The organism is Nocardioides baekrokdamisoli (assembly GCF_003945325.1).
GTDB lineage: Bacteria > Actinomycetota > Actinomycetes > Propionibacteriales > Nocardioidaceae > Nocardioides > Nocardioides baekrokdamisoli.
Map to the genome: position 1 here is coordinate 484139 of NZ_AP019307.1, position 18951 is coordinate 503089.

The window sequence follows — 18951 nt, forward strand, 5'->3', positions numbered from 1 at the left end:
GCGTGTTTCGACTGCACAAAGGGTGTGGAGCAGCTCACCCGCTATCTGGAACTGTTGAACCGCGATCCCCTGCTCACCGGCAAGGGCACGGTGCGTGGCATCTTCGCGGCCCAGGAGATCAAGCCGCAGGCCCGCGTACTCGCCGAGGACCGCGGGATCGCCTGTGCGGTCGTGGACTACGACGCGTTGCGCGGTCTGGATGATCCGACCGAGCGGCTGTTCTGAAGCGTCAGGCCCCCCAGGGTCCGGCGGCGGCGACACCGTGCGGCCAGATGATCTCCACACCCCGCGGAACCGGGCGCGATCTCCACAAGGACCAGCAATCGGCTGGCGAGTCGCGAACTAACCTGCCTAGGGTGACTTCTCGAGACCGAAGGAGTTCACATGGCGCTCAGCAACGCTGATCTCACCCGCAAGACCAACAACCTTGCGGAGACACTCGGGTACGTCCAGGACGGCGTGGATGCACTGCGAGTCGACATGAGGCGTCAGGGTCGCAGCATCAGGCGCCTGGAGGTGGACGTCGCGGAACTCAAGACCGACGTTGCCGAACTCAAGACCGGGGTGACCCACCTCAGCGTCGGTATGGCCTCGGTCGGGTCGAAGATCGACGAAGTCCTCCGACGACTCCCCGAGGCAGGATGAGGATCTTTCACATCGCTACGTCGGCGGATTGGGCGGCGGCGCAGAAATGCGGTGTCTACACGCGCTCGACCTTGGCCCGGTCACTGGCCGAGGAGGGCTTCATCCATGCCGCCTACTCCTCCCAGTGGCCGAAGGTGCTCGCCCGTCACTTCGTGGGCGTCTATGAGCCACTTGTACTGCTGGAAGTCGACACCGGCCGCCTCACCAGCGTGGTGATCGAGGAGCAGCCGGTCCCAGGATCCGAGATGATCTGTCCGCACATCTACGGACCGCTCAACCTGGACGCGGTCGTCAGCATCAGTGACGTCACCCGCCCAGAGGAGTACGTGTGATCGAGATCTGGGTCAACCCCGCCTGCTCCAAATGCCGTACAGCGGTGTCCGAGTTGGACGCGGCCGGCAGCGAGTATGTGATTCGGCGCTACTTGGAGGACCCGCCGACCGCCGCGGACATCGAGGACGTCCTCAGCCGATTGGGCCTCGAGCCCTGGGACATCACGCGTACGCCGGACGCCAAAGGCCTCGGTGTCGAACTCCCCGCGAAGACACCAGCAGACCGCGGCACGTGGGTGGCCCTGCTGGCCAGCGAGCCGAAGCTGATCCAGCGGCCGATCATCACCGCAAGTGACGGCACCACAGTGGTCGGACGCGACCCGGCGTCGGTCGAGCGCGTCATCAAGGCCGACAAGCCGCGCCGCAAGAGCTTCCTGCGCCGGTAGCGGAACAGCACGCCCCCGTCCCGCCGAAGCGGAACGGGGGCCTGCTGCCATTCATGTGCGCTCAGGCGCCAGGGAGGACCCGCGTACCCTCCACCCGCACGGCACGCAACGCGCTCGGGTTGAGACCGAGGAGCCGCAGGATCGTCGGCGCCACCTGGGTCGTCTCAACCGGCGCGGTCTGCACCGAGGGAACGACGCCAGCACCGCTCACAATCATCAGCACGTGACGGTCCTGGGCATTCATGCCGCCGTGCTCGGCGAGCTTCTTGCCCGGCTTGGCGTAGATGACGCCCTCCTGCACCTCACCGAAGACGTCCGGGTAGTGCCCGTTGGCCACCGGCACGCCGAAGAACGCCGCCGCTGCGCTGCACGACCAGATCTTCGCCAGGCCCGAGTGCTGCACCGTCACCGGGTTCTTCGCGGCGTCAGCGCCGACGACCGAGTGGGTCCAGAGGTAGTTCTTCACGAACGCGCAGGCCGAAACCGAACGGTTCGAGAGATACGACTGCCACAGGTCGTCGTTCGTACCGGCGACGATCAGCGTCTTCCCGGTGTTGCCCGGCAGGGCCGCCCACGCAGCGTTGATCGCGTCGACGATCGGGCCGTCCTTGATGGTGACGATCTTGCGCGGGTCCGTCGGGGACTGACCGTGCTTGGCCGTGATGATGATCGTCGTCGAGCCAGCCAGACCGTCGTGGTGGATCTGGGCGACCATCCGGGTGAGCTGGCCGTTCACGAAGGCAAGCGCCTGCGAGAGCACCGGACCCGGCACGATCTGGCCGTTGACGAGCTCGTAGCCGCCCTTCCGCGGGGCGCTCGGGGTGTACGTACCGTTGGCGTTCTTGATCAGGTTCGCCGAGTCCAACGGGATCTTCTGCGCGACCGAGACGGCCTGGAAGTTCATGCCGAAGATCGCCGGCGTACCGACGTGGAAACGACCCGAGTGGTCGAAGCCATTGATCTGGTTCAGGACCGCCTGGACCTTGTAACCGTCGTACTGCTTGGCTGCGGCGTCAATGTGGGCCCAGTCGTCGTCCTGCGGGTACGGGACACCGTTCGGCTCGATGGCCTGGGAGTCGATCTCGGGACCGAAGAAGTCGTCGATGCTCTTGCCGTGGGACCCCGGGCCGTTGAACGACATGTAGATCGCGTGCTTGTCCGACCAGGCCGTACGCATGCCCGCGGCGTGGATCACCTGGAAGATCGAGTTGTCGCCCAGGTAGTCCCACGGCGAGATGGCCTTGCAGGTCGCCGGGTCCACCGGGAAGGTGCCGAAGTTGAACGACGAGGCGTTGTTCCTCAAGTTCATGATCTGGGCCGGGTGGTGGTCCTGCCCGTTGGCGAAGATTGTCCCGTTCTCGTCGAAGGACGGGAAGGCACCGGTGGCGTGCGTGAGGATGTCAGGGACGGCCGGCAGCTTGTCGTCAGGCGAGTCGTAGATGACGTCTCCGCCGGTCGCAGGCTTGCCCGGCGTACACGTCGCACCCGTCGGCGAGGCCCCGATCAGGGCCGGCTCATCGGTCTTGTGGCTGTACTCGACGTCGTAGTAGACACCGGTCGACTTCGGGTTGCCACCGGTCATGAGAGCGGTGCCGCCCGGGTCGGAGTCCGAGGGGTTCGACGTCTTCACGTTGGTGTACTCGACGCCATGGTGCATCAACTGGGCGATCGTGCTCGTCGGATGCTTGGACACCCACCACTGCAGGTCGCTCTGGTGCATGCCGTCGATGGAGATCAGCAGGACGTGCTTGGTCGGGGCCGTGGCGGCTGCAGCAGCGCCGGACGTGGTTGAGACGACAGCGAGACCGCCGATGGCGATGGCCGACGCCCCGGCAAGGGCACACACCCTGCGACGAGAAAGGAAGGACATACCTGCTCCTGGATCATGCGCCTCCCGGGCGGAGGCACCCATCCATTCATCCGAGTCAGGCCGACAACCAGTTGAGGGTGACGTGAATGTCGGAGGAACAGGCCCTGAGACTCGGCTGAGACCTCTCAGCAAACGCCAAGGGCTCTGGGGTTCACCCAGAGCCCTTGATGCGTCGTCGTCCGATCAGGCGAGACCGTTGGCCTTCCGGATCACGTCCACGAAGCCATCCATGATGTCGTTGAGACCGAAGTCCTTCGGCGTGAAGACCGCCGCGACACCCATCTCCTTGAGCTTGATGCCGTCCGACTCCGGGATGATGCCGCCGACGATCACCGGCAGGTCCTCCAGCCCCTCCTTCTTGAGGAGGTCGAGCACGTCCGGGACCAGCTCCATGTGCGAACCCGACAGGATCGACAGACCGAGCATGTGTACGTCCTCGGCGACAGCCGCCGACACGATCTGCTCGGGCGTCAGCCGGATGCCCTGATAGATGACCTCGAAGCCGGCGTCGCGTGCGCGTACCGCGATCTGCTCCGCACCGTTGGAGTGACCGTCCAGGCCAGGCTTGCCGATGAGTACGCGCAGGCGACCGCCGAGTTCCTCGCCCGTGGCCTTGACCCGCTCGCGTACGGCCGCCAGACCGGCGCCCGCCTCGGCGACACCGACTGCGCCGGAGACACCCGTCGGCGCCCGGAACTCGCCGAACACCTGGCGCAGCGTGCCTGCCCACTCGCCCGTCGTCGCACCGGCGCGCGCAGCGGCGAGCGTGTACGACATCAGGTTCTCGTCGGTCTTGGCAGCGGCGGCCAGGTCGGCCAGCGCCTTGTCGACGGCGGCCTGGTCGCGACCGGCCTTCCAGGCGTTGAGCGAGTCCAGCGCTGCCTGCTCGGCCTTCGGGTCCGCGGTCATGATCGCGTCGTCGAGGTTTGCGGTCAGCGGCGACGGCTCGGTGGTGTCGAACTTGTTGACGCCGACGATGATCTCGTTGCCGGCCTCGATCGAGGCGCGACGGCGAGCGTGCGAGGCGACGAGCTCGGACTTCATGTAGCCCGAGTCGACAGCGGCGATGGCGCCGCCCATCGCCTGGACACGGTCGATCTCGGCCTTGGCGCCGTCGATGAGCTCCTGGACCTTCGCCTCGATGACCGGCGAACCGTCGAAGATGTCGCCGTACTCGAGCAGATCGGACTCGAACGCCAGCACTTGCTGCAGGCGCAGCGACCACTGCTGGTCCCACGGACGCGGCAGCCCGAGGGCCTCGTTCCACGCCGGGAGTTGCACCGCGCGAGCGCGAGCGTTCTTCGACAACGTGACGGCCAGCATCTCCAGCACGATGCGTTGGACGTTGTTCTCCGGCTGTGCCTCGGTCAGACCGAGGCTGTTGACCTGGACGCCGTACCGGAAGCGACGCATCTTCGGGTCCTGCACGCCGTACCGCTCACGCGTGATCTCGTCCCACAGCTCGACGAAGGCGCGCATCTTGCACATCTCCTCGACGAAGCGGACGCCCGCGTTCACGAAGAAGGAGATCCGACCGACGGTCTTCTCGAAGTCCTCGTCGGAGACCTGCCCCGCGGCCTTGACCGCATCCAGAACCGCGATCGCGGTGCACATCGCGTACGCGATCTCCTGCACCGGCGTCGCGCCCGCTTCCTGCAGGTGGTAGCTGCAGATGTTGATCGGGTTCCACTTCGGGATGTAGTTGACGGTGTAGCTGATCATGTCGCTGATCAGACGCAGCGACTGCTCCGGCGGGAAGACGTACGTCCCGCGCGAGAGGTATTCCTTGATGATGTCGTTCTGGGTGGTGCCGGCGAGCTGCTTGGCAACCTCGGCCGGCTCGATCCCGGGGTTCTGCTCCTCGGCAGCGACCTGATACATCGCGAGCAACCACATGGCGGTCGCGTTGATGGTCATCGAGGTGTTCATGGTGGTCAGCGGGATCTCGTTGAAGAGCTTCCGCATCTCGCCCAGGTGCTGCACCGGGACACCGACCTTGCCGACCTCACCCTTGGCGAGCGGGCTGTCCGGGTCGTACCCGGTCTGCGTGGGCAGATCGAAGGCGACCGACAAGCCGGTCTGGCCCTTCGCGAGGTTCGTGCGGTACAGCGCGTTCGACGCTTCAGCCGTCGAGTGGCCCGCGTACGTGCGCATGACCCAGGGCTGGTCCTTGTGTTGACTCACAAACGTCTAGCGTAGAGGGACTGGACACCTTCTCGTAACCATGCGCTGTGTGGAACGTCTCACGCCCCTGCGGCGTCCAGGGGCGTGAGATCCGTCTAGAACTGGTCGGCCGACCTGACCGCGCGGGCGATCGACATCTGCGGCTCGGAACTCACGTCGCCGCCGATCTCAGCGATGAATTTCTGCAGCTCCGCGTCGGCGAAGAAGGCCTGGAACTGCTCCGCAGACTCCCATTCGTCCTCAACGAGGACGAAGCCGTCCCCGATTGCGAAGCGGTGATGGATGGCTCCCACCTTGCGGGCACCATCGGAGATACGTACGAAGTCATCGGCACGATCGGTCAATGATTTCTCAAACAGGGCGGTGTCTCCACGCATCGCCAAGGACACAACTACGGACATTCCCATCCTCCGAACGAGACATCCGGGGACGTCTCCGTTGAGCGGTATCGGGCTCGCGGGGCGCGGGTCCACCACGCTTTCGAACGTACGCCGCCGGTAGGGCCGGTGCCAGATCCCCCGACCGTGGGATGCTGGCCCCATGTCGGTCAACCTCACCCGGATCTACACCCGTACCGGCGACGCCGGTCAGACGCGCCTCGGCGACATGTCGAAGACGAGCAAGACCGACAGTCGTCTGGGTGCGTACGCGGACGTGGACGAGGCGAACTCCTCACTCGGTGTGGCGATCGCGATGGGCAACCTTGACGAGGATGTGGTCGCGGTCCTGACGACGATCCAGAACGACCTCTTCGACGTCGGTGCCGACTTCTCCACACCGGTCGTCGAGAACCCTGAGTACCCGCCGCTGCGAGTCCTGCAGGACTACATCGATCGCCTCGAGAAGTGGTGCGACGAATACAACGCGACGCTGGAGAACCTCAAGAGCTTCATCCTGCCCGCGGGCACTCCGGGTGCTGCATACCTGCACGTCTCGCGGACCATCGTGCGGCGAGCCGAACGCTCCGGTTGGGTCGCGTACGAGGAGTACGGGGACGGGATCAGCCTCCTGGCGGTGAAGTACCTCAACCGGCTCTCGGACCTGCTGTTCATCCTGGCCAGGCACGCGAACCGCGAGCGCGGCGACGTCCTGTGGGTGCCCGGCGGCGACCGCTAGTCCTGCCAGCTCTCCGCGAGCAGGTCGCGCGTCTGCGTCAGCAGCTGCGGCAGCGTCTTGGTCTTGCCGATGATCGGCATGAAGTTCGAGTCACCGACCCACCGCGGGACCACGTGCTGGTGCAGGTGGGCAGCGATGCCCGCTCCCCCGGCGACGCCCTGATTCATGCCGATGTTGAACCCCTCGGCACGCGACACCAGCCGGAGCGTACGCACCGACTGTTTGGTGAGCTCGGCGATCTCGTCGGATTCCTCCGTGGTCGTGTCGACGTAGTCCGCGACGTGCCGGAACGGCACCACCATCAGGTGACCTGACGTGTAGGGATACAGGTTGAGCACGACGTACGCGAGGTCACCGCGATGCACGATCAAGCCGTCAGGGTCACTGAGCTCCGGGATCCGACAGAACGGGCACGCATGCTCGTCGGGTTCCTGGGGCCGGTTCTCGCCCCGGACGTACGCCATCCGGTGCGGGGTCCAGAGCCGGTCCAGCTCATCGGGGCGTCCAATGCCGTCCTGGACGATGCCTTCTTCCACCAAGGTCACACCAGGTCGCCGACGAGATCGGAGATGCGCTGGTCGGGATCGAGGACGATGCCGGCGTCACGAGCGTGCCCGTCGATGAGGAACCAGAGAGAGCGGCCGAGTACGCGCGCCAAGAGGTCCTCCGTGACGTCACCCTCCCGCTCCAACCATCGGCGTACGGATCCGAGCGCCGCGCCGAGGATGCCATGGACAAAGGTGTCGAGGCTGGTGTCGAGCTCGTCAGGAATGGCGACGCCGAGCAGGCCGGCGACACCACGGATGAGGTCCACGACGTCACCGGAGATCGAGTCGACGCCGGACTTGAACGGTCCCTCACTCGCGGTGTCGTGGTCGGCAAGACGGTGCAGGGCGGGGTGCGCGGCGGCCCAGTGCACGTATGCACCGACACCTGCGTCGATCAGTTCGGGGATGGTGCCGTCCATGACGAGCGCCGGGATGATTGCGTCGCGTACGTCCTCGATGATCCGGCTGTGGATCGCCAGATCCAGGTCCGCCCGGTCGCCGAAGTGCCGGTAGACGACCGTCCGGGACAACCCGGCGGCTTCCGCGATCTGTTGGATCTGCGGCTTGTCACGCAGTTCGCCAGCCTCGACGACCTCGATGGCTGCCTCGACGATCTGCGCCCGACGCTCGGCGTTGTGATCGTCCCAGCGTGCCTGCCGACCATCTGCCCGACCGGGCAGGATGGTTGAGACCGACGGCGTACGCATGGGACAACCCTAATGGAGACCGCGTGTCTAGATCGGCAACCCTCGACGCAATCGGGCAACGCGGGGCAGGGTGGCCTCGGCCGCGATCCGCATCGACTCGGCGACGTCGGTGATCTTCACCCGCGGGCGGCCCTGTGCCTCACCGCGACGGCGCTCCTCGGCGTCGATGGCCAGCCAACCGGCAAGATCGACCATGCCCGGCTGGCGATGGCGGATCATGCTGCGCAGCCCGGCGGTCGTGCCGACAGGCTCGGGGATGATCCCGGCGTCGAAGTCGTCCAGGATCGCGTCCACGGTCTCCTCGGCATCGGACTTGTTCGTGCCGATGAAGCCGTTGGGGCCACGCTTGACCCAGCCAGCGACATAGACACCCGGTGCGACTCGGCCTGAGGTGTTCGGGACCACACCACGCTTCTCGTCGTACGGAAGGTCCTTGATCGGCAGACCGTGATAGCCCACGGCGCGGAGGACCAGACCGGTCTCGAGAACCTCGGTCTCCCCCGTCGACGTCGCCGAGACCGAGCCGTCCTTGTGCTTCACCAGGCGCGTACGCCCCACGTCGACGGCGCTCACGCAGTCGGTGCCGACGAGCTTGGTCGGCGCGGCGGCGAACCGCAGCACGATGGTCCGCAACGCAGGGTCGACCGGGCGGTGACGCAGTTCCTCGATCAGCCGTTCCTTCTGCGAGCCCCCACCGAACGCCTGGGCATCGGTGAGGTCGCCGAGGTCGACGACGACGTTGAGTTCATCCTCGCCGAGGAGACCGACCAACTCGGGCACCGTGAACGCCGCCTGGGCAGGGCCACGGCGACCGAGGACGACGACCTCGCGCACCTTGCTGTTGCGCAGAGCCGCCAGGGGGCCGTCGGCGATGTCAGTGGTCTCCAGCACGTGCGGTGGGAGAGCCAGGATGCGTGCGCAGTCGAGGGCCACGTTGCCGTTGCCGACCAGCACGACGCGCTCGGAGTCGAGCGGTGGTTGCAGGTCCTGCTTGTCGGGGTGGCCGTTGTACCAACCGACGAAGTCGGTTGCCGAGATCGAGCCCGGCAGGTCATCACCAGGTACGCCGAGCGTCTTGTCACTGGCAGCCCCGACCGTGTAGAGCACGGCGTGATAGCGCGCCGTCAACTCGTCGTGAGTGAGGTGGTTGCCGACCTCGACACCGAGGAAGTACCGGAATCCGCGCTGCCGCTCGATCTTGGCGAACAGGTCCTGGACGCGCTTGGTCTTCTGGTGGTCCGGCGCCACACCGAACCGCACCAATCCGTGCGGACTCGGTAGCCGGTCGAAGACGTCGACCTTGATCTCGGGGTGCTTGAGGAGTTCATCCGCCGCGTACAGCCCGGCCGGACCGGCGCCGACCACGGCCACGCGATACGGGCCCGAGCGGTCCAGGCGTCGCTGCTCGTGCACCAGAGCCAGCGGCGTACGGTCCGCGTGCGGGAACGCATCGAAGTACTCGGCGTTCAGCGACAGGAACGGCAACTGAGCGTGATTGAGTTTCGTGTGCGGCAGGATCGCGTCCACCGGGCAGGCGGTCACGCAGGCGCCGCAGTCGACGCAGGCGTCCGCGTCGACCCACAGCATCTCTGCGGTCGCGAAGCCGGGTTCTCCCGGGGCCGGGTGGATGCAGTTCACCGGGCACGCGAGGACGCACGACCCGTCCGAGCAGCAGGACTGAGTGACGACGTGTGGCACGAATCGGCTCTCTTGTCAGATCAGGAGTTGGCGATGACGGGCTCGGCACGGAAGCGCGCTGAGCGACCGTCGATCCCCATCAGCTTCCACAGCGGACGGTAGATCGCACCGCGAATACCCAACTCGTCACCGAGCATGCGGACGTCGCTGAACAGGTCGCGAAGCATCTTGTCGGAGTCCTCGGAGTCCCACCAGATCTCCTTGGCGACCTCGTCCGGGATGCCCATGTCCCGACGGGCCTGCTTGCTCGGAACCATGATCACGTCACACAGGATGCGCATGATCAGCGGGAACGTCGCGGCGAAGATCTGCTTGCGTACAAAGCCGAGCTCCGGAACGTGGTGCTCCATCCACTGGTGGGCGAAGCCGATGTGGCGGGCCTCCTCAGCGATGTGGATCTGCATGATCCGGTCGATCATCGGGTGGCTGCCACCGGCGCGCATGATCGACTTCTGGAGGTGGTCGATCGGCTCCTCGCCGGCGAGGATGCCGGTGAAGAAGATCTCGGGGGCCCACATACCGGCCGAGGCCAGGAACGGGAAGAGCACCTTGAAGTAGGTCGGGGCGCCGGCCACGTCGATGTCGCACCGGTTCACACCCTCCTGGAACATCTGGATGTGGTGGGTCTCCTCGGTCACCTCGTGCATCGAGTACCGGAACTCCGGGTTGCCGTTCTCGGCCCACACGTTGTGGTTCATGATGCCGCCGATGAGCAGCATCTCGAACTGCGAACCCACCTTCGCGACCTGCGCGTACCGGTACATCCCGATCTCGATCTGACGCTCGCGAGAGAGCGACTTGTACCAGGGGTGGCGACCAATCTCGTCGGCCTCGTTGAGGATGAAGCGGGGGTCATTCTTGAAGACCTCGAACTCCGGCGAGTCCCAGGCGATGTCGCGGAAGGCTTCGAAGTGCTGGTCGACCGAGGCCTGCGAGAGCGTACGCAGCGTGTCGTAGTAACTCTGCTTGCCGGTGGCGACGTGTACGCCCGCGGCGGCAACCTTCTGGGCACCCAGGGTCAGTCCCCCGAGCGCCGCCTTGACGGTCCCTACTCCAGCCATGTCCTACACCTCTCGGTCCGACGCACACTGTGTCCGACACAGTACGTCCCGTTCACCTGCGGTTCGCACGCTAGTGCGAATCCGCCTCTCTCACAAGAGTACGCGCGACACAGCGTCACAGTAATCTTCGACGGTCGTGTCGCTGATCACATGACCGGGACGTGATGTCCCAACAAACCGCAGAAGGGCCCCGAACCGCGCAGCGCGGTGGGGCCCTTCTGATGGTCGACGTCAGACCTGGACGCGATCCTTCACGGCCTGCACGACACGCTCGATCGCTTCCGCGATCGGGACGCCGTTGTCCTGGCGACCGTCGCGGTAGCGGAATGACACCGCGCCCTTCTCGACGTCCTCGCCACCGGCGATCAGCATGAACGGCACCTTCTGGAGCTGGGCGTTGCGGATCTTCTTCTGCATCCGGTCATCGGAGTCGTCGACCTCGACGCGGATCCCGACCTTCTTCAACTCCTCGGCCACCTCGTAGAGGTAGTCGGCGAAGGCGTCGGCGACCGGGATCGCCTGCACCTGCACCGGCGCGAGCCACGGCGGCATCGCGCCGGCGTAGTGCTCGACCAGCACGCCGAAGAACCGCTCGATCGAACCGAACTTGGCCGAGTGGATCATCACCGGCTGCTGCTTGCTGCCGTCGGCGGCGGTGTATTCCAGACCGAAGCGAGCCGGCTGGTTGAAGTCGTACTGGATCGTCGACATCTGCCACGTCCGCCCGATCGCGTCCTTGGCCTGCACCGAGATCTTCGGGCCGTAGAACGCCGCGCCGCCCGGGTCAGGAACGAGTTCGAGCCCCGACTCCAGAGCGACCTTCTCCAGCACCCGGGTGGCGGTCTCCCACTGCTCGTCGGTGCCGATGAACTTCGCGTTGTCCGCGTCGCGCGTCGACAACTCGATGTAGAAGTCGTCGAGGCCGAAGTCCTTGAGGACGCTCAGCACGAAGTTGAGCAGGTGCTTGATCTCACCCGGCGCCTGCTCCGGGGTGACATAGGAGTGACTGTCGTCCTGCGTCAGCCCGCGTACGCGGGTCAGACCGTGGACGACGCCCGACTTCTCGTAGCGATAGACGGTGCCGAACTCGAAGAACCGCAACGGCAACTCGCGGTAGGAGCGCCCGCGACTGCCGAAGATCAGATTGTGCATCGGGCAGGACATCGCCTTCAGCTGATACTTCGCACCCTCGAGCTCCATCGGGGGGAACATCGTGTCGGCGTAGTACGGCAGGTGGCCCGACGTGTGGAACAGCCCGTCCTTCGAGATGTGCGGCGTGCCGACGTACGAGAATCCCTCGTCGACGTGCCGCTGGCGTACGTAGTCCTCCATGACGCGCTTGATGACGCCACCCTTGGGGTGGAACACCGGGAGTCCGGAGCCGAGCTCGTCGGGGAAGCTGAAGAGATCCAGCTCGCGGCCGAGCTTGCGGTGGTCACGTCGCTCCGCCTCCTCCAGCAGGCGGAGGTAGTCGTCGAGGGCTTCCTTCGTCTCCCACGCGGTGCCGTACAGACGCTGGAGTTGCTTGTTCTTCTCATCTCCTCGCCAGTACGCAGCCGCGCTGCGCATCAACTTGAAGGCAGGAATGCGCTTGGTCGTCGGCAGGTGCGGACCGCGACACAGGTCCTTCCACGCCACCTCGCCGTTGCGGTCGATGTTGTCGTAGATCGTCAGTTCGCCGGCACCGACCTCGGCCGACGCGCCCTCGGCGGCCTCAGCACTGTTGCCCTTGAGCCCGATGAGCTCCAGCTTGTACGGCTCGTCCTTGAGCTCGATGCGGGCGTCGTCATCGTTGGTCACCCGGCGCTCAAAGCGCTGGTTGTCCTTGATGATCTTGCGCATCCGGGACTCGATCTTGACGAGGTCCTCGGGCACGAACGGCGTCGGGACGTCGAAGTCGTAGTAGAAGCCGTTCTCGACCGGCGGTCCGATGCCGAGCTTCGCCTCCGGGAACAGTTCCTGGACGGCCTGGGCCATCACGTGGGCGGTCGAGTGCCGCAGGATGTTGCGTCCGTCGGTGGAATCGATCGCGACCGGCTCCACCTCGTCGCCGTCGGCGACCTCGTAGGCGAGGTCCTTCAGCGTTCCGTTGACGCGCGCAGCGATCACGCTCGGGTCTTCACGGAACAGCTCCCAGGCCTTGGTCACGTTTCTCCTCCTCGGTGAGACGCTTGATCGTATCGGGCTTCAAGCGAGAGGCTGACCGCATGGTCACCACCGTGTACGACCGCGTAGCCGCCGTCTCCGACATGCTTCGCACCGTCCCCACCACGCCCGCCGGCAGCGGCCCACTCCCGGACGGGCCGCGCTGGCCGGCGATCGTCCAGAGCATCGGCCTGCTCGCCTTCCGTGAGCGCCTGGTCCCCTACCTCGACCGCCGCTACGGCAGCCCGTTCACGCTGCGCCTCCTGCCGCGGAACCGATCGATGGTGTTCTTCCACGACCCTGATGCGATCCGCGAGATCTTCACCGGGGACCCCGAGGTCTTCCACGCCGGCAAGGGGAACGCGATCCTCGGGCCGCTGATGGGCGAGCACTCACTCCTGCTCGTCGACTCCGCCCAGCACAAGCGGGCGCGCCGGATGCTGATGCCGGCCTTCAGCCACTCGGCCATCGACGGCTACCGCGAGATGGTGCACGAGATCGCCCGCGACCATGTCCGCTCGTGGCCCGCCGGCACGCCGTTCTCGGCCCTGGAGGCCATGAACGAGATCACCCTCGACATCATCCTCAAGGTCGTGTTCGGCGTGACCGACGACGACCATCTCGACGAGATGCGTCCGCTCGTACGCGACATCATCCAGATCAATCCGGTCATCCTGCTCGGCTACTCGATGGAGAGGATCCACCGCTTGAAGCCGTGGCGCGATGCCGCTGCCAAGCAGGATCGTCTCGACGCGGCGATCTACGCCCAGATCGCGCGGCGACGCGCCGCGGCCGAGGACGACGGCGGCGTGGACGTCCTGGCTCAACTGCTCCGGATCCACGACGAGGACGGCAGCACGCTCACCGACGTCGAGCTGCGAGACCAACTCGTCACCCTGCTGATGGCGGGCCACGAAACGACCGCCACCGCCCTGGCGTGGACGTTGCAGGAGATCGGGAGCGACCCCGTACTCGTGGAGCGCGCGACGCAGGCAGCCGACTCCGGGGACGACGACTACCTCGAAGCAGCGATGAAGGAGGCGATGCGGGTCCACCCGGTGATCGCCTTCATCGCGCGACTGCTGATGGAACCCACCACGATCGCGGGCTGCGACCTGCCCGCCGGGACGTACGTCTCCGGGTCGATCATTCTCGCCCACAAGCGCGAGGCCTCCCACCCCGAGGCGGCCACGTTCAGGCCGGAGCGCTTCCTCGAGGGTGAGGTGCATCCGAATACCTGGATCCCGTTCGGCGGTGGGGTCCGCCGCTGCATCGGCGCCGGGTTCTCGATGATGGAGGGCGTGGCGGTCCTGCGGGAGATCCTCGAGGTCTACTCGATCAGCGCTGTCGGTCCGGAACGGACCGTCGTACGCAACATCACCGCGGTGCCGAAGAACGGCGCGCAGATCGTGGTGACGCCGAGATAGTCACGGCTCGAACGAGCTGTGCCTCGCGCGATCCCGGTCAGGCGCGCCGTTCGAGCAGGCGTACGAGGTCAGGTTGTGCGTCCCGGACCTCGCAGGCCGTACGCACGAAGCTCGCCACCAGCGCAGAACGCTCACCCTCATGCCACGCCACGACCACCTCGGACGGTGGCCAGTCCTCGATCGGCACATGCCTGACGCCGGGCAGGGTCACGAACGACTGCGCCGCCGAACTGGTCACCGCCACGGCCGCTCCGTTGGCAACCAGAGAGGCCTCCTCGGTCACCGAGACCACGGGCAGGAGCCGACCCGCCGTGGCATCACGCGCTGCGGCGAGCGACCAGAAGGCCTTGTAGACCTCGTCGGGAGTGTCCGACAGGGTGAGCGTCTCGCGTACGAGCTCGGCGACCGGCACCGAGGTACGGGCAGCCAGCGGATGCCCGGCCGCGACCATCGCGATCACCGGATCCAGGAACATCGTCTCGGTCTCGATCCGGGGAGTCGCCTGCGGCAGCCGGATGAAAGCGACGTCAGTCGCCCCGGTGATCAGACCCGCGGAGGGGTCGATCGCGGGGAACTCCCGCATCTCGACCTCCACCTCGGGATGCGCCTCCTGGAACGCAGCGATGATCAACGGAGTCAACTCGAGCGCGGCGGCAGGGATGAAGCCGAGACGCAGCTTGCCGGACAGCGCCCGGGTCGTACGCCGGGCCGCGGCGACCGCATCGTCGAACGACGCAATCACGCCCTTGGAAGCCTCGTAGAACACCTCGCCGGCGACGGTCAGCGACACCCGCCGGGTGGTGCGGTCAAAGAGTTGGACCCCGAGCTCGTCCTCGAGTTCCTTGATCTGACGGCTGAGTGCCTGCTGGGTCAGGAAGACGCGCGCCGCAGCTCGGCTGAAGTGCAGTTCTTCAGCCACCACGAGGAAGTAGCGCAGTTTGCGCAGATGCAGGTCGATGCGAGCGATCGTAGTTATCCGATGGCGGCCGCGGGCCGCGTCCCACGTGGAAGGGCCGGAATCGCCACGAGCGTGATGACCGCGAGCAGGAGGAATGCCGCCGTCGGCTGATGCAGGAAGGCACCGGCGAGGCCCGTGACGACCAGAGCTCCAAGTTGTCCGGCACACCACACCAGCCCAGCTGCGGCTCCCGCCGCGCTGCCCGCCGCGGCCTCGCTGAGCTCCAGAACGATCGGCAGCGCCGGCAACAACAGGGCACCCACGGCGACGAAGCACACCAGCCCGACACCCATCGACGGAGCGAGGGCGAGGACCGCACAACACGATGCCGCGACCAGGATCCCTGCGAGCATCATCAGCCGCTGGCGTCCGCGCGAAGCGGCCCAGACCGGCAGGACTGCACACCCGATCACTCCGGCAGCGACATTCACCAGGAGCAGGATGCCAGCGTCGTCCTGCGTCACACCTGCCGGCTTGAGCAGCGGCTGGGCCCAGGTGGTGAGCGCAGTGAAGGCGCCGAACGGGATCGGGACCAGAAGACACATCCGGCGTACGACCGGGTTGCGCCAGGCGCGTACGAAGTCGGCACGACCGCCGGCCGGAGCCTCAGGAGCGTACGGAGGCGGCGTACGCAGGGCGACGGCCAACGCTCCTGCAGCGAGGACGGCGACGACGGCGTCGATCACCAACACTCGACCGAGCGGCACCGTCGTCGACAGGAGAAACGCCACGATCATGCCGGCGAACGTGCTCGCCGAGGCGAGCGCGATCCCCTTCGGACGATCATGCGCGGGCAGGTGACGCGCCGCCATCGGCGTGATCGCGGTCAGGATCAGGGGTTGGGCGATCGCGACGAGCGTCTGTCCGAACAGCGCGACGAAGTAGTCGTCGCTGGCGACCCGCACGAGCGCGCCAGCCGCCGCGAACACCGCGCCCAGAAGCACCGTCGATCTCAGCCAGCGGTCGAGCGCGAGGCCTGTGGGTAGCGCCAGGAGCACGTACCAGAGCGGGAAGACGTTCGCGAGCCACCCGATCGCTCCCTCGGACACGTGATAGCGGGCTGCGGAATCGCTCGTCACCGGTGCGTACGTCAGCCAGAGCAACTGGGTCACGGCACCGACGACGGCGAACGTCCCCATCGCCGTCCACGGCGCCCGACGCGACGTTGATTCACCCATCCCGCAAGGGTGGCGTGTCCCCGGTCACAGGGGAAACACTGATCGCCGCCTGATTCACCATGGATTCGATGTGAATGCGGACGACATTGGTGCTTCTGTGCGGGGCCCCGACCGGGCATCGTGGAACCCACATCACATCGGCTGACGGAGGACACATGTGGCGTAACTGGACCGGCGACCAGATCTGCGAGCCGGCGCGCCTCTCTCGTCCGACGTCCGCGGCCGGCGTCGCGGCTGCCGTCGTGGAATCGGGCACGCGCGGCGAGGTGGTGCGCGTCGTCGGCGCAGGCCATTCCTTCGGCGACAACGTCGTCACCAGCGGCACCCTGATGAGCCTTGATGCCCTCACCGGGATCGAGGTCCTCGACGCAGCAGCAGGGCGCGTACGCGTCGCCGCCGGGACCAGGCTCTTCGACCTCAACCGCTATCTGGACGAGCACGGGCTGGCGATGGCCAATCTCGGCGACATCAACGTGCAGAGCGCAGCCGGCGCGATCTCGACCGGCACCCATGGGACCGGTGCCACGCTCGGCAACCTGGCCACATTCGTGGAGTCGGCCGAGATCGTCACCGCGGACGGAGTGATCCGCGAGTTGTCGGGTGACGAGCTCCGCGCGGCACGGGTCAGTGTCGGCGCATTGGGCGTGATCACCGCGTACACGCTGCGAACAGTGCCGGCCTTCAAACTGCACGAGCGCCGCGACCGGATGCCTCTGACCGAGCTGCTGCGCGACCTCGATGACCACATCGGCGGCAACGACCACTTCGAGTTCTTCGTCTTCCCGCATGCCTCGCGGGCGATCACGAAGGGACTGAACCGGACCGACGAGCCCGCCGACGTCCGGAGCAAGGCACGCGCGTACGTCGAGGAGGTCGTGCTGGAGAACTACGCGTTGGACGTGCTCTCGCGCGCCGGCCGCCGGTTCACTGGCCAGATCCCCCGCCTCAACCGTCTGGTCACATCGTTGGCCTCACCGTCGGACAAGGTCAACCACAGCTACGACGTGTTCTCCAGCCCTCGGATGGTGCGCTTCACCGAGTCCGAGTGGGCGTTCCCGCGTGAGACCGCGGCGGCGGCTTTGCAGGACATCCTGGCGATGATCGATCGGCGCGGTTTCGACATCAACTTCCCGATCGAGGTGCGCTTCGTGGCCGGTGACACCGACTCGATGTTGAGCCCGGCGTACGGCCGCGAGACCACCTATCTGGCGGTCCACGCGTACCGGGGCATGGCATGGCAGGAGTACTTCTCGGCCGTCCAGGAGATCGCACTCGCCCACGGTGCGCGACCGCACTGGGGCAAGCGGCACAGCCTCGACGCAGCGACGCTGAGCACGCTGTATCCGGAGTGGGAGGCGTTCAACGCCGTACGCACGACGATGGACCCCGAGGGACGGTTCGCCAACGCCCACATCAAGCGGATCTTCGGCTGATGAGCGTCATGACTCCTGATCTGGGAGCGGTCCGTGCGACCGCTGCGCCGGACTTCGCCGCCCTCGACGTTGCCACTGCCGATCTCGACGGGCCCTTCGGCGTGATCGACCTGGGCGCCTTCGCCGCGAACGCCCGCTCCTTGCTCACGCGCGCGGCCGGGACGCCGATCCGCGTGGCGAGCAAGTCCGTACGCTGCCGCGCCCTCATCGACGCCACCCTGGCGTTGGACGGCTATTCAGGGATCCTGGCGCTGACGTTGGCGGAGGCGCTTTGGGTGGCCGAGACCTGCGACGACGTGGTCGTCGGGTATCCGACGGCTGATCGCGGGTCGATCGCACGGTTGGCGGCGAGCGAGGAACTCGCCGCACGGGTCACTGTGATGGTGGACTCGACCGACCAACTCGACCTGATCGAGCGCGCGGCGCCGGACGGCGCCCGGATCCGGGTCTGCCTGGACCTCGACGCATCACTGCGGCTGATCGGATCGCGGGTGCACCTCGGGCCGCGCCGCTCACCCGTCCACTCCGCGTCGGAGGCACGCCGACTGGCCGAGGCGATCGTTGCGCGACCGCGGTTCCGACTCGTCGGGCTGATGGCGTACGAGGGCCAGATCGCCGGCATCGGAAACGCAGCGGGCTCCTCGCTCAACCGGATCCAGATCCGGGCGATGCAGGCCGCCTCGCGGCTCGAGCTCGCCCATCGACGCGCTGCGGCAGTAGCGGCAGTGCGTGAGGTGGCCGACCTGGAATTCGTGAACGGCGGCGGCACCGGAAGCATCGAGTCGACGGCCGCGGAGGCTGCGGTGACCGAAGTGGCAGCCGGTTCCGGCTTGTACGGCCCGACCCTCTTCGACGGCTACCGGCACTTCCAGCCGGTCCCCGCGGCGTACTTCGTCACCGAGGTCGTACGCATCCCCGGCCCCGGGCTGGCCACGGCCCAGGGCGGCGGCTGGATCGCCAGCGGTGTCCCCGGTCCTGATCGGGCACCGACGCCGACGTGGCCGGCTGGTCTGTCGTTGACTCCCCTGGAAGGTGCCGGCGAGGCGCAGACGCCACTGACAGGAGCCGACGGGCTCTCCGTCGGTGACCGGGTCTGGTTCCGGCACGCCAAGGCGGGCGAGGTCTGCGAGCGGCTGAACGAACTCCACCTCGTCGAGGGCGACCGGATCGTGGGCACGGTGCCGACCTACCGCGGCGAGGGACACGCCTTCCTCTGACCACCTCTGATCCAGGCAAAACTGTCGGCGCTCCTGCCTAGCATCG

Annotated in this window: 17 protein-coding genes and 1 pseudogene; 8 read left to right on the forward strand and 10 right to left on the reverse strand. The window is 66.7% G+C overall.

Annotated elements, in window-relative coordinates; genetic code table 11:
- Positions 1-21: 21 nt before the first annotated feature.
- The 4 genes and pseudogenes from KCTC_RS02230 to KCTC_RS02245 form a co-directional block, all read left to right on the forward strand.
- Positions 22-225 (forward strand): annotated as a pseudogene (locus KCTC_RS02230) (endonuclease NucS domain-containing protein); the annotation flags it as partial.
- A gap of 159 nt (positions 226-384) precedes the next feature.
- Positions 385-645 carry a hypothetical protein gene (locus KCTC_RS02235; RefSeq protein ID WP_125566372.1) on the forward strand — a complete coding sequence of 87 codons (261 nt, stop codon included), beginning with the start codon at positions 385-387 and terminating at the stop codon, positions 643-645.
- Entirely contained in the window at positions 642-977 is a 336-nt protein-coding gene (locus KCTC_RS02240) for a DUF952 domain-containing protein (protein ID WP_125566374.1), read from the forward strand. Before KCTC_RS02235 ends, KCTC_RS02240 begins: the two co-directional genes overlap by 4 nt.
- Positions 974-1363, forward strand: coding sequence for an ArsC/Spx/MgsR family protein (locus KCTC_RS02245; RefSeq protein WP_231998795.1), 390 nt, complete (start codon positions 974-976; stop codon positions 1361-1363). Before KCTC_RS02240 ends, KCTC_RS02245 begins: the two co-directional genes overlap by 4 nt.
- 61 nt (positions 1364-1424) lie before the next feature.
- On the opposite strand, the gene KCTC_RS02250 is transcribed toward KCTC_RS02245, so the two are convergent.
- From KCTC_RS02250 to KCTC_RS02260, 3 genes are all read right to left on the reverse strand, one after another.
- On the reverse strand, positions 1425-3233 hold the full coding sequence (locus KCTC_RS02250; protein WP_164512439.1) for an alkaline phosphatase family protein: 1809 nt from the start codon (positions 3231-3233) through the stop codon (positions 1425-1427).
- Between the two features lie 183 nt (positions 3234-3416).
- Positions 3417-5417, reverse strand: coding sequence for a protein meaA (locus KCTC_RS02255; RefSeq protein ID WP_269461438.1), 2001 nt, complete (start codon positions 5415-5417; stop codon positions 3417-3419).
- 95 nt (positions 5418-5512) lie between these two features.
- Positions 5513-5818, reverse strand: a complete 306-nt coding sequence (locus KCTC_RS02260; protein WP_125566378.1) for a hypothetical protein — start codon at positions 5816-5818, stop codon at positions 5513-5515.
- 139 nt (positions 5819-5957) lie between these two features.
- Between KCTC_RS02260 and KCTC_RS02265 the strand changes: the two genes are divergently transcribed.
- Complete coding sequence (locus KCTC_RS02265; RefSeq protein WP_125566380.1) at positions 5958-6533, forward strand: cob(I)yrinic acid a,c-diamide adenosyltransferase; 576 nt, start codon at positions 5958-5960, stop codon at positions 6531-6533.
- Here KCTC_RS02265 and KCTC_RS02270 read toward each other — a convergent pair.
- The 5 genes from KCTC_RS02270 to thrS all read right to left on the reverse strand — a co-directional run bounded on the left by KCTC_RS02270 (position 6530) and on the right by thrS (position 12695).
- Positions 6530-7078, reverse strand: coding sequence for an HIT family protein (locus tag KCTC_RS02270; RefSeq protein WP_231998796.1), 549 nt, complete (start codon positions 7076-7078; stop codon positions 6530-6532). The two genes, KCTC_RS02265 and KCTC_RS02270, sit on opposite strands and share 4 nt — an antisense overlap.
- Complete coding sequence (locus tag KCTC_RS02275) at positions 7075-7788, reverse strand: TetR/AcrR family transcriptional regulator (RefSeq protein WP_125566381.1); 714 nt, start codon at positions 7786-7788, stop codon at positions 7075-7077. Before KCTC_RS02275 ends, KCTC_RS02270 begins: the two co-directional genes overlap by 4 nt.
- Positions 7789-7815: 27 nt before the next feature.
- On the reverse strand, positions 7816-9486 hold the full coding sequence (locus KCTC_RS02280; RefSeq protein WP_125566383.1) for an FAD-dependent oxidoreductase: 1671 nt from the start codon (positions 9484-9486) through the stop codon (positions 7816-7818).
- A gap of 20 nt (positions 9487-9506) precedes the next feature.
- Positions 9507-10547, reverse strand: coding sequence for an AurF N-oxygenase family protein (locus KCTC_RS02285; RefSeq protein WP_125566385.1), 1041 nt, complete (start codon positions 10545-10547; stop codon positions 9507-9509).
- Between the two features lie 231 nt (positions 10548-10778).
- Positions 10779-12695 (reverse strand): threonine--tRNA ligase, encoded by a 1917-nt coding sequence (gene thrS / locus KCTC_RS02290; protein WP_231998797.1) that lies wholly within the window; start codon positions 12693-12695, stop codon positions 10779-10781.
- A gap of 59 nt (positions 12696-12754) precedes the next feature.
- On the opposite strand from thrS, the gene KCTC_RS02295 reads away from it, so the two are divergent.
- Complete coding sequence (locus tag KCTC_RS02295; protein ID WP_197715230.1) at positions 12755-14119, forward strand: cytochrome P450; 1365 nt, start codon at positions 12755-12757, stop codon at positions 14117-14119.
- A gap of 37 nt (positions 14120-14156) precedes the next feature.
- Here the strand turns inward: KCTC_RS02295 and KCTC_RS02300 are convergent, their stop codons facing one another.
- Both KCTC_RS02300 and KCTC_RS02305 read right to left on the reverse strand, forming a co-directional pair.
- A complete protein-coding gene (locus tag KCTC_RS02300; RefSeq protein ID WP_269461450.1) occupies positions 14157-15173 on the reverse strand; it encodes a LysR family transcriptional regulator in 1017 nt (338 codons plus the stop codon).
- Positions 15092-16255 carry an MFS transporter gene (locus KCTC_RS02305; RefSeq protein ID WP_125566391.1) on the reverse strand — a complete coding sequence of 388 codons (1164 nt, stop codon included), beginning with the start codon at positions 16253-16255 and terminating at the stop codon, positions 15092-15094. The genes KCTC_RS02300 and KCTC_RS02305 overlap by 82 nt, the downstream gene beginning before the upstream one ends.
- Positions 16256-16410: 155 nt before the next feature.
- Between KCTC_RS02305 and KCTC_RS02310 the strand changes: the two genes are divergently transcribed.
- Together KCTC_RS02310 and KCTC_RS02315 are read left to right on the forward strand one after the other, a co-directional pair.
- Positions 16411-17688 (forward strand): D-arabinono-1,4-lactone oxidase, encoded by a 1278-nt coding sequence (locus KCTC_RS02310; RefSeq protein ID WP_125566393.1) that lies wholly within the window; start codon positions 16411-16413, stop codon positions 17686-17688.
- Positions 17688-18905, forward strand: coding sequence for an alanine racemase (locus tag KCTC_RS02315; RefSeq protein WP_231998798.1), 1218 nt, complete (start codon positions 17688-17690; stop codon positions 18903-18905). Before KCTC_RS02310 ends, KCTC_RS02315 begins: the two co-directional genes overlap by 1 nt.
- The last annotated feature ends 46 nt before the right edge of the window (positions 18906-18951 follow it).

What these genes read in the sequence shown, in the direction of transcription:
- KCTC_RS02235 (WP_125566372.1), top strand. Translation starts at nt 385, where the DNA reads ATGGCGCTCAGCAACGCTGATCTCACCCGCAAGACCAACAACCTTGCG.
- KCTC_RS02265 (WP_125566380.1), top strand. Translation starts at nt 5,958, where the DNA reads ATGTCGGTCAACCTCACCCGGATCTACACCCGTACCGGCGACGCCGGT.
- KCTC_RS02240 (WP_125566374.1), top strand. Translation starts at nt 642, where the DNA reads ATGAGGATCTTTCACATCGCTACGTCGGCGGATTGGGCGGCGGCGCAG.
- KCTC_RS02315 (WP_231998798.1), top strand. Translation starts at nt 17,688, where the DNA reads ATGAGCGTCATGACTCCTGATCTGGGAGCGGTCCGTGCGACCGCTGCG.
- KCTC_RS02275 (WP_125566381.1), bottom strand. Translation starts at nt 7,788, where the DNA reads ATGCGTACGCCGTCGGTCTCAACCATCCTGCCCGGTCGGGCAGATGGT.
- KCTC_RS02260 (WP_125566378.1), bottom strand. Translation starts at nt 5,818, where the DNA reads ATGTCCGTAGTTGTGTCCTTGGCGATGCGTGGAGACACCGCCCTGTTT.
- KCTC_RS02305 (WP_125566391.1), bottom strand. Translation starts at nt 16,255, where the DNA reads ATGGGTGAATCAACGTCGCGTCGGGCGCCGTGGACGGCGATGGGGACG.
- KCTC_RS02310 (WP_125566393.1), top strand. Translation starts at nt 16,411, where the DNA reads ATGTGGCGTAACTGGACCGGCGACCAGATCTGCGAGCCGGCGCGCCTC.
- KCTC_RS02295 (WP_197715230.1), top strand. Translation starts at nt 12,755, where the DNA reads ATGGTCACCACCGTGTACGACCGCGTAGCCGCCGTCTCCGACATGCTT.
- KCTC_RS02250 (WP_164512439.1), bottom strand. Translation starts at nt 3,233, where the DNA reads ATGTCCTTCCTTTCTCGTCGCAGGGTGTGTGCCCTTGCCGGGGCGTCG.
- KCTC_RS02285 (WP_125566385.1), bottom strand. Translation starts at nt 10,547, where the DNA reads ATGGCTGGAGTAGGGACCGTCAAGGCGGCGCTCGGGGGACTGACCCTG.